Below are 14,018 nucleotides of genomic sequence, written 5' to 3' on the forward strand. Positions count from 1 at the left end.
GGCCCGGGGCGCGCGACCGTCCGTGCTTACTGTTGCGCCGAGGCGATCGCAACGGCAATCTCCATGCGCTCGGATCCCGGCCCGCGGGCGATGCCGCGAATGGGCGCGGCGGCGGCCGCATCGGCGCCGCAGCCCAGCCGGATATACCGCTCGTCGGGGCAGCAGGCATTGGCCGGATCGAACCCGACCCAGCCCAGCCCCTCGATCCAGATCTCGGCCCAGGCATGCGCAGCCTCGTGGCCCGTGCCGTCCGAATCGGTGAACAGATAGCCCGAGACATAGCGCGCGGGCAGCGCGCGCAACCGGGCGCAGGCGATCAGGGCATGGGCGTGGTCCTGACAGACCCCCTGCCCCTGTTCCAGCGCCTCGGCGGCGGTGGTATGGGCGTCCGTCGCGCCGGGGGTGTAGGCGATCGCCTCGGACACCCGCGCCGAGAGATCATGCGCGAGCGGCAGCGCGGTCTCGCCACTCGCCCCCGCCGCCAGCGCCTTCAGCCCGCTGTCGGGCATGGTGGGCCCCGTCTCGCCCAGCCAGGCGACCGGCGGGATCAGCTCGCGATTGCCGCGCAGGACGCCCGCGCAATCGGTCGTGGTGACAACGCCGGTGACGCGGACCTCGATGCGCTCGACCGGGCCGGTAACGGTCCAGGCCTGCACCTGATCGCCCGCGCCGTCGCGGAAACTGCCACCCATCATCCCGTCCGAAACGGTGACGTTCCAGCGCTCGACGCTCTGGTTCTGGCACTGCGTCGGCAGCAGGCGGTGGCTCTGCACGACGCCGCGCACCGGCTGGTCGTAGACATAGGTTGTGACGTGTTCGACCGTGAGTTTCATCGCACGTCTCCGTTCAGATAGGCCGCGTGGACGCGGCTCCCCAGATCGCCGATTTCGGAAATGAAGCGCATGAGGAATTCGTGCAGCCCCTCGTCGAAGATCGTTTCGGTCGAGGTCTCGAACATCCGCGCCATCATGTTGCGCGCGGCCGCCTGCGCCTCGGTCGGGCGGCGGTAATAGCGGGCCAGCCGGTCGAGATGCAGGTTCAGCGCCTCCACGCAGGGCACCAGCCCGCGCGGCGTCTGCGGGTTCAGGATCAGGAAATGCGCGATCTTGCGCGCGGTGATCTCGCCGCCATAGGCCCAGTGAAAGGCGCGGTGCAGCGACATCGCCCTCAGCAGCGTGCGCCATTGGTAATTGTCCAGCCCTGAGCCCACGAAATCGGCATGCGGCAGCAGCACCCAGTACTTCACATCGAGCAGCCGCGCGGTGCTGTCGGCGCGTTCCAGGTAATAGCCGATATTCAGGAAATCCCAGCCATCGTTGCGCAGATGCGTCGTGTCCATGGCCCCGCGCACCATCGCGCAATGGCGCCGGGTCCAGTCGGTCAGACGGTTGAGCGACTGATCCGAACGCGGCTCGCGCTCTATCTGGCGCATTTCCTGAAACGCGGTGTTCAGCGCGTCCCACATCTGCGTCGTCAGCGCCGTGCGCACGATGCGCCCGTTTTCGCGTGCGGCGGTGATGCAGGATATGACCGATGACGGGTTCTCGCGGTCGAAGAACAGGTGGCTCTCGATGTTGCGCTGCACCGGGTCGCCGTATTTCTTCATGAAGGCGTCATGCGTGCCGTTGGCATGCAGCAGCGCCTCCCATTCGTTGCGGTAGCCCTGCTCGGAATTGGGCAGCATGGCGATGCGCGCGCCCACTTCCAGAAGCCGGGCGGCGGTTTCGGCGCGCTCCATGTAGCGCGCGAGCCAGAACAGGTTGTCGGCGGTTCTACTCAGCATGTCCGTTACTCCGCCAAGACCCAGGTATCCTTGACCCCGCCGCCCTGCGACGAGTTCACCACGAGCGAGCCTTCGCGCAACGCCACGCGGGTCAGCCCGCCGGGGACCAGCTCGATCCGCTCGCCCACAAGGCAATAGGGCCGCAGGTCGACATGTCGCGGCGCCACGCCCTCTTCGACGAAGCTGGGCACCGTGGACAGCGCCAGCGTGGGCTGGGCAATGTAATTGTCGGGATCGGCCTCGATCTTGGCGCGGAAGGCCTCGATCTGTTCCTTGGTGGATTTCGGCCCCACCAGCATCCCGTAACCGCCCGAGCCATGGACTTCCTTCACCACCAGCTCGCCCAGATTCTCCAGCACGTATTTGCACTCGTCGCCCCTGGCACATTGCCACGTCGGCACGTTCTGCAGGATCGGCTCCTCGCCCAGGTAAAAGCGCACCATTTCGGGCACGAAGGTGTAAACCGCCTTGTCGTCGGCCACGCCCGCGCCGGGAGCCGAACAGATCGACACCCCGCCCGAACGATAAACATCCATCAGCCCCGGCACGCCCAGCATGGAATCCGGCCTGAAGCACAACGGGTCCAGAAACGCGTCGTCGATCCGGCGATAGATCACGTCGACCTTGCGCGGACCTTCGGTCGTGCGCATCCAGACGAACTCGCCCTCGACGAACAGGTCCTGCCCCTCGACCAGTTCGACCCCCATCATGTCGGCCAGAAAGCTGTGCTCGTAATAGGCGCTGTTGAAATGCCCGGGCGTCAGGATCACCACGTTGGGTTCGCTGTCGCATTTTTCGGGCGCGACCGAGGCCAGCGTGCGGCGCAGGATCTCAGGATAGGCCTCGACCGGCTGGATGCTGTTCTGGGCAAAGAGTTCGGGGAACATCCGCATCATGATCTCGCGGTTTTCCAGCATGTAGCTGACCCCCGAGGGCGTGCGGCAATTGTCTTCGAGCACGAAGAAATCGTCCGGACCCGTCCGCACAAGGTCGATGCCGACGATATGGCTGTAGACCCCCTTGGGCGGCCGGATCCCCGCCACCGCCTTTTCATAGGCCTCGTTGAGGTAGACAAGCTTCGCCGGAAGACGCCCCGCGCGCACGATCTCGCCCCGGTCGTAGACATCGGCCAGGAACGCGTTGAGCGCCCGCGCCCGCTGCTTGATACCGCGTTCGAGCCGCGACCATTCCTGTCCGCTGAACACGCGCGGGAACATGTCGAAGGGGATCAGCCGGTCGGGATCGCCGCCCTCGCCATAGACCGCGAAGGTGATGCCGATGCGGCGGAACAGGGCTTCGGCCTCGGCCTGTTTAAGATTACGCAGCTCGGCGGGCATCTGGTCGACCCAGCCTTGCAGATGCGCGTAAGGCGCTCTGACCGCGCCGTTTTCCATCATTTCATTGAAATAATTTGTCATGCCACCGTCCCTGTTCACCTTGAGTGTAGTCGATCCGGCGTGCGCGGCAATGGTAAGAGATGATGCGCGTGTTAACGCTCACAGTTCCTTTTCCGCCTGATTTTGCATCACCACGAAAGCCCGGCGCCCGCTTCGCAGGCAACGCCGCCGCCCCCGCGAGGATGGCCGCAGGCGACGAGAAACCGCGCAAGATTGGCGCCCGAGCGAGGCGGGTGGGCATTAACACCCCCTAAAACCTTCGCCCCTATCTTGCGAATCGCGTCCGGCCATGGGCGCGCCATTCAGGGGATCCCGTTATGAAACTGGCCAGTCTCGCCGTGTTCGCCACCTTCACCGCCAGCGCCGGTCTTGCCCAGGATTTCGGGCCCGCGCTTGAAAGCTTCTACAGGTCGGATTTGTCGCAGCTCGGCAGCCAGCCCATGATCCTCGACGCGGTCCGCGCGCAGAATGCCCTGACCGGATCCTATGACGGCGACCGCATCGCGACGCTGGACCGCGCCTGGCAGGCCGAACTGGGCCAGCCCGAAACGCCCACCATCACCCCCGTGCTCGGCAATGCCCTGTCTGACCACCTTCGCAGCGAAGTGGAAGCCTCGCGCGGGACGATCACCGAAATCATCGTCATGGATGCCGTCGGGCTGAATGTCGCCGTCTCCTCGGCCACGTCGGATTACTGGCAGGGCGACGAAGCGAAATACACGGAAACCTATGGCTCCGGTCCGGGTGCCTTGCATCTCAGCGACGTCGAACTCGACGAATCGACCGGCCGCTATCAGGGGCAGATCTCGTTCACGCTGACCGATCCCGAAACCGGCGATCCGATCGGCGCCATCACGGTCGGTGTCGACGCCGAACAATTGATGTGATCGCAACAGGCTAAGGATCCGACGATGCGACTTCTCAAGTCCGTGCCGCGCTTCAACGCGATGAATTTCCGCCTGTCGCTGTTCATCAAGATCTCGGCGGTGCTCGTCGGTGTGACGCTTCTGGTCGAAACCGCCAGTTTCACCATCGCCTATCGCTCGGCCACCGAGCACGGCGTCGAAAACATGCATTACGTCACCGAGTTGCGGCTCGACGATCTGGCGGAAACCATTGCAGCACCCGTCCGGTTCGGCGATACGGCACGGCTGGAAGACCTGATTCAGTCCTTCGCCCAGATCGATTCCGCATCGCTGATCGCGCTCGTTGTCACGGATCCGGGTGGCAACCGGATCGGCAGCTTCGGCGACGCGGCCAGGCTCGACCGCAACCTCGCCGCCGCCGCCGGCGCCGCCCGGGTTGAAGCCGGGGACATGCTTCGCACCGGGCTCGGCGACGGGCGTTTCCTGATGGAAACGCCGATCCACGCCCGGGACGGCGCCGAGCCGGTGGGCAGCATCACCTCGATCTGGACCACCGCGCCGGCGCTTGCGCGCGCGCATGAAGACACACCGCTCAAGCTGGCCCTCGCCGGCGTTATCCTGGTGGTCCTGATCCCGCTGTCGATGCTGCTGATGCGCCAGCTCATCACGCTGCCGATGCGCCGCTTGGCCATGTCGCTCGCGGAAATCGGCCAGGGGCAGTACGACGGCGCGATCCCTGAACTGACCCGCGGCGACGAAATCGGCGATTTCGCCCGCCACATCTCGGACCTGCGCGACCGTCTGCGCATCGCCCATGACGACGAACTGGCGCGCGAAGCCGACCACAAGGAACAGCTGCGCGTCGTGGCAACCCTGCGCGACGGGCTCGCGGCGCTGGCGCGCCGCGACCTGGGCGTCTCTTTCGACAGCCCCTTCAGCAACCGCTACGAAACCCTGCGCGAAGACTTCAACCAGACCGTCACGGCGCTGCGCGACACGATCAATATCGTGATCGATTCGGTCACCCGGATGCGTCAGGGGGCCGAAGACATGACGCGCTCGGCCGACAACCTGTCGAAACGCACCGAAACCCAGGCCGCCACGCTGGAAGAGACGGCCGCCGCGATCCAGCAGATCTCGACCCGCGTCACCGAAACCGCCACCAACGCGCGCGAGGCCGAGCGCATCGCCCGGGGCGCGCAGCAGAAAGCGCAGGTCAGCGAGCCCATCGTGCGCGAGGCGATCGACGCGATGGCGGCGATCCAGCACCGCTCGTCGCAGATCTCGCAGATCATCACGATGATCGACGATATCTCGTTCCAGACCAACCTTCTCGCGCTCAATGCCGGGGTCGAGGCGGCGCGCGCGGGCGAAGCCGGACGCGGCTTCGCGGTCGTCGCCTCCGAAGTGCGCGGCCTTGCGCAACGTTCCTCGGATGCCGCGCGCGAAATCAAGGAGCTGGTCACCGGCAGCGCCGATCAGGTCAATCATGGCGTCGAACTGGTCCGCCGCTCGGGCTCGGCACTGTCCGAATTCGCCGTCCAGGTGGACGAGATCGCCGGTCTGATGACCAGCGTCGCACAGGCGGCCGACGACCAGGCGCACAGCGTGACCGAGATCAACGTGGGCGTGGGCCAGCTTGACACGGTGACGCAACAGAACGCGGCCATGGTGCAACAGACAACGGTGGCCATCCACGAATTGCGCCAGCAATCGCTCGATCTGGCCGAAGTGCTGGCGGATTTCCGCACCGGTGACAATTCTGGCGGCACCCGGGCAGCCGATCTGCAAGACCGTCATGTTGCGTGACACCCGGTCCATGTCCCGGCGGCCCGTACCGGCATCGTCGCGACCCGGCGACTGAGGCCCGTCCTGACAACGCGCGGCCAACGCGCTTTCTACGGACGGCAGCGACAGACCCGCAGCGTTTCGGTAAGCCCACAGCCCTGCCGGTCGGCCCCCTTTCCGTCGATCTGCCCGGGGAATTCGGCCAACGTGTCGCGCCGCCTTCTGCTCCCATGCCGCGTTCCGCACCCGACCGGTCGTCCCGCGCCATGCGAAACGCGGATGAATGCGCCACCGATGGGCCGGCAGTGGCGCCCAAGGTTGACGCGCCCCTTCCACGGGGGCATCAAACCCGGGTACCCGCCTGAGGAGCAGCAGATGGATTTCAAGACCCTGGACGCGATGGAGCTGACCGGCAAGACGGCCCTCGTCCGCGTGGACATCAACGTCCCGTTCGAGAACGGCGCCGTCAGCGATTTCACCCGCATCGACGCTGTCCTGCCGACGATCAACGATATCGTCGCGGCGGGCGGCAAGGCCGTCCTGCTTGCCCATTTCGGCCGCCCCAAGGGGCAGGTCGTGCCCGAGATGTCGCTCGCGCAGGTTCGTCCGGCGCTCGAGGCGCGGCTGGGCAAACCCGTCGCCTTCGCCGCCGATTGCATCGGCAAGCCCGCCAAGGACGCGGTCCTGGCGATGGAGCCGGGCGATGTCCTGCTGCTTGAGAACACGCGCTTCCATGCAGGTGAGGAAAAGAACGATCCGATGATGGCCGCCGCCCTGGCCGCGCTTGGCGACATCTACGTCAACGATGCCTTCTCGGCCGCACACCGCGCGCATGCCTCGACCGAGGGGATCGCCCGGCTTCTTCCGGCCTGCGCCGGACGCCTGATGGAAGCCGAGCTGACCGCGCTGGAAGCCGCGCTCGGCAACCCCGCCCGCCCGGTCGTCGCGGTCGTCGGCGGTGCCAAGGTCTCGACCAAGCTCGACCTCCTGGGCAACCTGATCGAGAAAGTCGACGCGCTCGTCATCGGCGGCGGCATGGCCAATACTTTCCTCGCCGCCCAGGGTCATCCGGTTGGCAAATCGCTCTGCGAACACGACCTGGCCGAGACCGCGCGCGTCATCCTGGACAAGGCAGAGGCCCGCGGTTGCCGGCTGCTCTTGCCCGTCGATCTTGTCGTCGCGCGCGACTTCAGGGCAAACGCGCCCAGCGAGATCGTCACCGAATGCCCCGAGGATGCGATGATCCTCGATGCCGGCCCCGAGAGCGTGTCGCAGATCGCCGCCCTCTTCGGCAATTCGCGTACACTGATCTGGAACGGCCCGCTCGGCGCGTTCGAGATCGAGCCTTTCGACGCCGCGACGAATGCCGCGGCCCGCGAAGCCGCGCGGCTCACCCGGGAGGGGGGCCTGGTTTCGGTGGCGGGGGGCGGCGACACGGTGGCGGCCCTCAACCGCGCCGGCGCCGCCGGCGATTTCACCTATATCTCGACCGCCGGCGGCGCGTTCCTAGAATGGATGGAAGGGAAGACCCTGCCCGGCGTCGCCGCGCTGGAGCCATGATGACAAAACCCGACAAAGATCCCGACAAGCATCGCGACAAGGACCCCGACGATCCCAAGGGGCTGATCCGCGAAGCCTACAAGCTCGACGGCATCAGCGAGGCCGAATGCCGCTCGATTCTTGTCGACTGGGCGCTGAGCCTGCCTCCTGGCGCCGATTACGCGCAGACGGCGGCGCGGTTGGCCAGCCAGGCGCCGCGCGATGCGGACCATCCGATGACCGCGCTGCTGGCTGCGGCCAGCGCGCCCTCGCTCAACAGCCATCGGCGTCGGGGCGGGCGCGCGGCCCGCGTGACGGGGCTTGCCAACTGACCCCTGCACCGCCGCAAGCGGCCCGCCATGGCGGCGGGCCCGTCTATGCCCGGACTGGTCCCGCCGCCGTGGCGGGCTAGCTGTTCCTGCGCCCCGCAACCTCGCCGCCGGATCCCTGCCCGATGCCCCTTGTTTCCGATCGCCCCCGCTTTTCCCGCCTGATGCCGATCCTCGCCGCACTGACCCTGCTGACCTGCTGCGGTCCGCTGGTCGATGAACGCGCCGATAATCGCGAGGCGCAATGGGAGGCCGAATACCCGCCGCTGGGCCGCTTCGTCGAGGTCGAGGGCCACCGCGTCCACCTGATCGAGCGCGGACGCCCGCGCGGCACCGCCCCCGATATCGTGCTGATCCACGGCGCCAACGGCAATGTGCGCGATTTCACCATCGATCTCGTCTCGCGGCTCGAAGCCGATTATCGGGTGATCGCGCTCGACCGGCCGGGGCTGGGCTATTCCGACAGCTGGGGTCCCGCCGACAGCGACCCGCGGCTGCAGGCCCGCGTGCTGCGCGACGCGGCCGAGCAGATCGGCTTGGACCGGCCGATCGTGCTGGGGCATTCCTATGGCGGCGCGGTCGCCACCGCCTGGGCGCTCGAAGCCCCTCAGGACACGGCGGCGCTTGTTCTCCTTGCGGCCGCGCTCGAACCCTGGGACGGCACCCTCAGCTTCTGGTATGACCTGAACCAGACCGCGCTGGGCGCGCCCGTACGCTCGGCCCTGTCGGCCTTCACGCCCGAAGCCGCGATCGAGGCCCCCATCGCCAAGGTCTTCGAGCCTGAGGACCCGCCCGAAGGCTATGCTGAAGCCTTCGGCGCGGTCCTCTCGCTGCGCCGCGCCTCGCAGGCGGCCAATAACCGGCAGATCAACGATCTTCTGTCGTATATCACCGAGATGAGCGAAGATTACGACACGCTGACCCTGCCCATCGAGATGCTCCACGGCGAGGAAGACCAGATCGTCGGCATCGACATCCATGCCCGCCCCTTCGCCGCCCGGGTTCCCAGCGCGCATCTCGTCACCCTGCCCGGCGCGGGCCACATGATCCAGCATACGCGGCTTGACGCGGTGCTTGCGGCCATCGACCGCGCCAGGCGCCGCGCGGGGTATGGCGGCTGACCGGCGCGCGTCAGAAAAGCGCTGAAACCCCGTCCCAGACCAGCTTCACCCCGACCACGACGACCATGGAATAGGTGAAGGGGTAAAAGACCTCGGGTTTCATGCGCTTGATGACCGCCGCCCCTGCCCTGACCGAGATGAAGGCCAGCGGCAACAGGATCAGCGCCGAGACCAGCACGTCGCGCTCGAACAGGCCCAGAGCGGCATAGGGCACGACCTTGACGAGGTTGACGACAGCGAAGAACAGCACCGAGGTGCCGGTATAGAGCTTGGGGTCCAGCCGCTTGGGCAGGACCTGGATCTGGAACAGTGGCCCCCCGGCATGCGCCACGAACGAGGTGAACCCGGCGATCGTCCCCCAGAGCCAGCCCATCGCCGGCACATAGCGCGGCGCGGTGCCGATGAAGCGCCCCAGAAGCGCGCGCGCGGCGAAACCCAGCGCGACGATCCCGACGATCAGCCGCACCGCGGCGTCCGAGGTCACCGCCGCCGCCGCCCAGCCCGCCGCGATACCGACCATGGCCGCGGGCAGCATCACGCGCAGCACCTCGCCGTCGCGCCAGTGTCGCCAGATCCACAGGCTGGCGGCATCCATCATCAAAAGGACCGGCAACAACACTGCCGCGGCCAGAACCGGCGGCATCACCAGCGACATGAGCGGCACGCCCATCAGCGCGAAGGCTCCGCCAAGCCCCCCCTTGGACAGGCCCACAAGCCCCACGGCCAGCAGCGTGACCCAGACCATAGACGGGGACTGGAACACCGTCCAATGCGTGAGAAAATCCATGTCCCGCCCTTCCCGGCCTCAACACGACGAGCGCGACCCTAGTTTACTGAACAGGCGAAGAAAACCCCGCGATCAGGCCGTCCCTGAATGGCGCTGCGCCCGCATCCGCCCCCGGGGGCCAGCCCCCGGACCCCCGGGATATTTGAGGAACAAAGATGAGCAGGGCACAGAACAGCGCAATTTTACGAAAACTCGCGCATCTTTGTTCCCAAAATATCCTCGGGGGTGAGGCCGCAGGCCGAGCGGGGCAGACAGCCCCCCTCTTGCACGGAAACGCCGCGGCTGCGGCAGGGGTCAGCCGCCGGTATGGCTCATGTGGCGGCTGACCTGTCCCGCGACTTTCTGGCGCGAATAGTCGAAATCGTGGCCCTTGGGCTTGCGCGCGATGGCGTCGCGGATCGCCTGTTCCAGCACCGCCGGATCGTCCGAGGCGCGCAGCGGGGCGCGCAGATCGGCCACGTCCTCCTGTCCCAGGCACATGAACAGCTCGCCCGTGCAGGTCAGCCGCACGCGGTTGCAGCTTTCGCAGAAATTATGCGTGAGCGGCGTGATGAATCCGATCTTCTGCCCCGTCTCTTCCAGCCGGACATAGCGCGCGGGGCCGCCGGTGCGCTCGGCAAGGTCGATCAGGGTATAGCGCTCGGCCAGCCGGGCGCGCAGATCCCTGAGTGGCCAGTACTGGTCGAGCCGCGCCTCTTCGGACATGTCGCCCATCGGCATGACCTCGATGAAGGTCAGGTCCAGATCCTCGCGCGCGCACCATTCGGCGATGGTGAACAGCTCGTCCTCGTTGAACCCCTTCAGCGCGACCACGTTGATCTTTACCCGCAGCCCCGCCGCCTGGGCCGCGTCGATCCCCTTGAGCACCTGCGGCAGCCGTCCCCAGCGGGTGATCGCGGCGAACTTGTCGTCATCGAGCGTGTCGAGCGAGACATTGACCCGCCGCACGCCCGCATCGGCGAGCGGCTGCGCGAAGCGCGCCAGCTGCGAGCCGTTGGTGGTCAGCGTCAGTTCCTTGAGCGCGCCTGACGACAGGTGGCGTCCCATCCCTTCGAAAAAGGTCATGATCCCGCGCCGCACCAGCGGCTCGCCGCCGGTGATGCGCAGCTTCTCCACCCCCATGCCGACGAAGGTCGTGCACAGCCGGTCGAGCTCTTCCAGCGTCAGAAGCTCTTTCTTCGGCAGGAAGGTCATGTGCTCGGCCATGCAATAGGTGCAGCGGAAATCGCAGCGGTCGGTCACGGAGACGCGCAGATACTGGATGGCGCGCGCGAAAGGGTCGATGAGCGGGGCGGTCTGGGTCACGTGGGTCTCCTCGGCACCGAAACGTAATCCCCCGCCCCGCGCCCGGCAAGGTCGACGAAGGAATAGGCAGGCCCGTCGGTTTCCACGCGCTGCGCGCTTGCCGCATCAGGGGGGCAGCGCTACCCTTCGCGCATGCGCTTCATGCCCCTCGCCCTTGCCCTGGCCCCGCTGCTTGCCGCCTGTTCCTCGCTGCCCTTCGGCGGCACCGGGGACCGCCCCGATATCCGCGTCACGGAAAGCCCGGACACCGGCGTGATGCGGCCTCAGGGACGACCGGGCGCGGCGGGCGCCGAAACGGGCCTTGCCCCGGGCATGGAGGCGGGCATGGAGGCCGACGGAACCACGCCGGCGGCGCCCGAACCCGGCGCGGACGGGCTTCTCGGCGAGACGCTGGCGGGGATCGGGGCTGCCGGCGGCCCCGGCAACTGGGTCGAGACCGGGCTTGTCACCGCGCGCCGTCCCGGCCGGGTCGAAACCCAGTCGGGCGCCACGCTGGATGTCGAGCTGCGGCCTTCCGGCGCGGCACCCTCGGCCGGCAGCACGATCTCGGTCCCGGCGATGCAGGCGCTGGGTCTGCCGCTGGGCCAGCTCGCCACGCTCAGGGTCTATGCCGAATAAAGCACCCGGTCGGGCGCATAGCGGGCGACCAGAGGGTCGCGCGCGCCCGTCAGGATCTCGGCCGCCAGCGCCTGACCGATCAGCGGCGCCAGCGTCACGCCCGAATGGCTGAGCGCCAGATACAGCCCCGGCAGGGGCAGCGCGCCAAGCGCCGGGCGCCCGTCCCCCGGAACCGGCCGGGCTGCGCGGGTGACGCGCGACAGGGCCAGTGTGACGCCCAGCCGCTCGCCCGCCCGCGCCAGCAGATCGCGCGCCGTGTCCTCGGCGTCACCGCTCCCGTCACCGCCGCCGAAATCCTCGCCCAGAACGATCCGTCCCTCGGCATTCTGGCGCAGATGCATGTCGGGCATCATCACCAGCCCGCGCAGAACCGGCGCGACGGGCTCGGACCAGGCCAGATGCCCCACGGGCGCGCTCATCTCCAGCCCCAGACCCAGAGGCTCCAGCAGCGATGCGCTTGCGGTTCCGGCCGCGATCACCGCCGCGTCGAAGCGGGCCGTGCCGTCCACGGTGCGCAGGGAGACCCCGCCTGTCCCGGGCTCGAGCGCCTCGACCCGCAGCCGCTCGACCGCCCCGGCCATGAGGCGCGCCGCCGCCTGCGGCTCGACCTGCGCCTCGCCGGGGGCGTGGAAGGCCAGCTCGGGCAAGGCGCGCAGCCCCGGTTCGACCGCGGCGGCTGCCGCGCGGTCGACGATGCGCCCGTAATCGCCCGTCTCCTGCTCGAGCGCGCGCAAGTCGGCCTCGGGCAAATCCCATAGCAGCCCGCCGCAGCGTCGGTAGCCCGCGCCCGGGAACGCCGCCCCCAGAGCGGGCCACAGGTCCATCGACGCAAGCCGCAGCGCCCGGTACGCGGGATCGTTGCCCCAGCTTGCATTGATCCAGCCGAAAGAGCCGGGCGTCGCCTGCCCCTCGCCTGCATCATAGAGCGTGACCGAGGCCCCGCCCTCGCGCAGGTACAGCCCCACGGAAGCGCCCAGAATTCCCGCACCGATCACGGCTACCCGCATTGTCCATCCTCCGATTCCCGGGCCGATGGCCGCCCGGAGCCTGAGCGAGACTTGCACGGCTGGGCGCCGGGGTCTATCAGGCCGCAACCCCGCCCGAATTGAAGGATTCCCCATGATCCCCCGCTATGCCCGCCCCGAAATGGTCGCCATCTGGTCGCCCGAGACCAAGTTCAGGATCTGGTTCGAGATCGAGGCCCATGCCTGCGACGCGCAGGCCGCCCTTGGGGTGATCCCGAAAGAGAATGCCGAGGCGGTGTGGAAAGCCAAGGACGTGGACTTCGACGTGGCCCGCATCGACGAGATCGAGGCCGTCACCAAGCATGACGTCATCGCCTTCCTGACGCATCTGGCCGAGCATGTGGGTTCCGAAGAGGCGCGCTTCGTCCATCAGGGCATGACCTCGTCGGATGTTCTGGACACCTGCCTGAACGTGCAGCTGGTGGGTGCCGCCGACATCCTGGAAGCGGATATCCTGAAAGTGCTCGCCGCGCTGAAGAAACGCGCCGAAGAACACAAGTATACCGTGCGCGTCGGCCGCTCGCACGGGATCCATGCCGAACCCACGACGATGGGCCTGACCTTCGCGCGGTTCTATGCCGAATTCGACCGCAACCTCGCCCGCCTGCGGGCGGCGCGCGAGGAAATCGCCACCGGCGCGATTTCGGGCGCGGTCGGTACGTTCGCCAATATCGACCCGGCGGTCGAAGAGCATGTCTGCGCCAAGTTGGGCCTGAAGCCCGAGCCGATCTCGACCCAGGTGATCCCGCGCGACCGTCACGCGATGTTCTTCGCCACGCTGGGCGTCATCGCCTCGTCGATCGAGAACGTCGCGATCGAGATCCGCCACATGCAGCGCACCGAGGTGCTGGAAGGCGCGGAGTTCTTCTCGATGGGCCAAAAGGGCTCGTCGGCGATGCCGCACAAGAAGAACCCGGTGCTGACCGAGAACCTGACGGGCCTCGCCCGCTTGGTTCGCATGACGGTGATCCCGGCGATGGAGAACGTGGCGCTCTGGCACGAGCGCGACATTTCGCATTCCTCGGTCGAGCGCGGCATCGGCCCCGACGCGACCGTGACGCTGGATTTCGCGCTGAACCGGCTGGCGGGCGTGGTCGACAAGATGATCATCTATCCGCAGAACATGCTGGACAACATGAACAAGTTCCCCGGTCTGGTCATGTCGCAGCGCGTGCTGCTGGCGCTGACGCAGGCGGGCGTGTCGCGCGAGGATGCCTATGTCATGGTCCAGCGCAACGCGCTGAAAGTCTGGGAAGACCGGGTGGATTTTCAGGAGCAGCTGCTGGCCGACAAGGATGTCGTGGCGGCGCTGGGCGAGGACGGGATCCGCGCGAAATTCGACATGGACTACCACACCAAGCATGTCGACACGATCTTCCGCCGCGTGTTCGGCTGAAGGCGGACCGGGGGCTTTGCCCCCGGACCCCCAGGATATTTGAGGAACAAAGACGGGCGCGGGT

Annotated in this window: 13 protein-coding genes; 7 read left to right on the top strand and 6 right to left on the bottom strand. The window is 67.4% G+C overall.

Translation table 11 applies throughout. The features are described from left to right. Positions 1-26: 26 nt before the first annotated feature. From C4N9_RS05540 to C4N9_RS05550, 3 genes are read right to left on the bottom strand one after another with little or no spacing between them, the layout of a single operon-like run. A complete protein-coding gene (locus C4N9_RS05540) occupies positions 27-833 on the bottom strand; it encodes a transglutaminase family protein (protein WP_109532310.1) in 807 nt (268 codons plus the stop codon). Next, positions 830-1,783: an alpha-E domain-containing protein gene (locus C4N9_RS05545; protein ID WP_109532311.1), complete on the bottom strand. Its 954-nt coding sequence runs from the start codon at positions 1,781-1,783 to the stop codon at positions 830-832. Before C4N9_RS05545 ends, C4N9_RS05540 begins: the two co-directional genes overlap by 4 nt. 5 nt (positions 1,784-1,788) lie before the next feature. Continuing rightward, positions 1,789-3,201, bottom strand: a complete 1,413-nt coding sequence (locus tag C4N9_RS05550; RefSeq protein ID WP_109532312.1) for a circularly permuted type 2 ATP-grasp protein — start codon at positions 3,199-3,201, stop codon at positions 1,789-1,791. Between the two features lie 296 nt (positions 3,202-3,497). Between C4N9_RS05550 and C4N9_RS05555 the strand changes: the two genes are divergently transcribed. The 5 genes from C4N9_RS05555 to C4N9_RS05575 all read left to right on the top strand — a co-directional run bounded on the left by C4N9_RS05555 (position 3,498) and on the right by C4N9_RS05575 (position 8,823). Further along, positions 3,498-4,067: a hypothetical protein gene (locus C4N9_RS05555; protein ID WP_109532313.1), complete on the top strand. Its 570-nt coding sequence runs from the start codon at positions 3,498-3,500 to the stop codon at positions 4,065-4,067. Positions 4,068-4,091: 24 nt separating this feature from the next. Further along, a complete protein-coding gene (locus C4N9_RS05560; protein ID WP_109532314.1) occupies positions 4,092-5,855 on the top strand; it encodes a methyl-accepting chemotaxis protein in 1,764 nt (587 codons plus the stop codon). A 354-nt stretch (positions 5,856-6,209) separates the two neighbouring features. Further along, on the top strand, positions 6,210-7,394 hold the full coding sequence (locus C4N9_RS05565) for a phosphoglycerate kinase (protein WP_109532315.1): 1,185 nt from the start codon (positions 6,210-6,212) through the stop codon (positions 7,392-7,394). Beyond that, entirely contained in the window at positions 7,394-7,705 is a 312-nt protein-coding gene (locus tag C4N9_RS05570) for a hypothetical protein (RefSeq protein WP_109532555.1), read from the top strand. Before C4N9_RS05565 ends, C4N9_RS05570 begins: the two co-directional genes overlap by 1 nt. Positions 7,706-7,827: 122 nt before the next feature. Continuing rightward, positions 7,828-8,823, top strand: a complete 996-nt coding sequence (locus C4N9_RS05575) for an alpha/beta fold hydrolase (protein WP_245902471.1) — start codon at positions 7,828-7,830, stop codon at positions 8,821-8,823. A 10-nt stretch (positions 8,824-8,833) separates the two neighbouring features. Here C4N9_RS05575 and C4N9_RS05580 read toward each other — a convergent pair whose 3' ends face one another. Both C4N9_RS05580 and moaA read right to left on the bottom strand, forming a co-directional pair. Further along, a complete protein-coding gene (locus C4N9_RS05580) occupies positions 8,834-9,610 on the bottom strand; it encodes a sulfite exporter TauE/SafE family protein (RefSeq protein WP_109532316.1) in 777 nt (258 codons plus the stop codon). A 294-nt stretch (positions 9,611-9,904) separates the two neighbouring features. Continuing rightward, positions 9,905-10,915, bottom strand: a complete 1,011-nt coding sequence (gene moaA, locus C4N9_RS05585) for a GTP 3',8-cyclase MoaA (RefSeq protein ID WP_109532317.1) — start codon at positions 10,913-10,915, stop codon at positions 9,905-9,907. A gap of 141 nt (positions 10,916-11,056) precedes the next feature. On the opposite strand from moaA, the gene C4N9_RS05590 reads away from it, so the two are divergent. Then, on the top strand, positions 11,057-11,533 hold the full coding sequence (locus C4N9_RS05590) for a hypothetical protein (protein ID WP_146195121.1): 477 nt from the start codon (positions 11,057-11,059) through the stop codon (positions 11,531-11,533). Here the strand turns inward: C4N9_RS05590 and C4N9_RS05595 are convergent. Then, a complete protein-coding gene (locus C4N9_RS05595; protein ID WP_168192130.1) occupies positions 11,521-12,540 on the bottom strand; it encodes an NAD(P)/FAD-dependent oxidoreductase in 1,020 nt (339 codons plus the stop codon). The genes C4N9_RS05590 and C4N9_RS05595 overlap by 13 nt on opposite strands. Positions 12,541-12,652: 112 nt before the next feature. Between C4N9_RS05595 and purB the strand changes: the two genes are divergently transcribed. After that, positions 12,653-13,954, top strand: a complete 1,302-nt coding sequence (gene purB, locus C4N9_RS05600; protein WP_109532320.1) for an adenylosuccinate lyase — start codon at positions 12,653-12,655, stop codon at positions 13,952-13,954. The last annotated feature ends 64 nt before the right edge of the window (positions 13,955-14,018 follow it).

Source organism: Pararhodobacter marinus (genome assembly GCF_003122215.1).
Taxonomy (GTDB): domain Bacteria; phylum Pseudomonadota; class Alphaproteobacteria; order Rhodobacterales; family Rhodobacteraceae; genus Pararhodobacter; species Pararhodobacter marinus.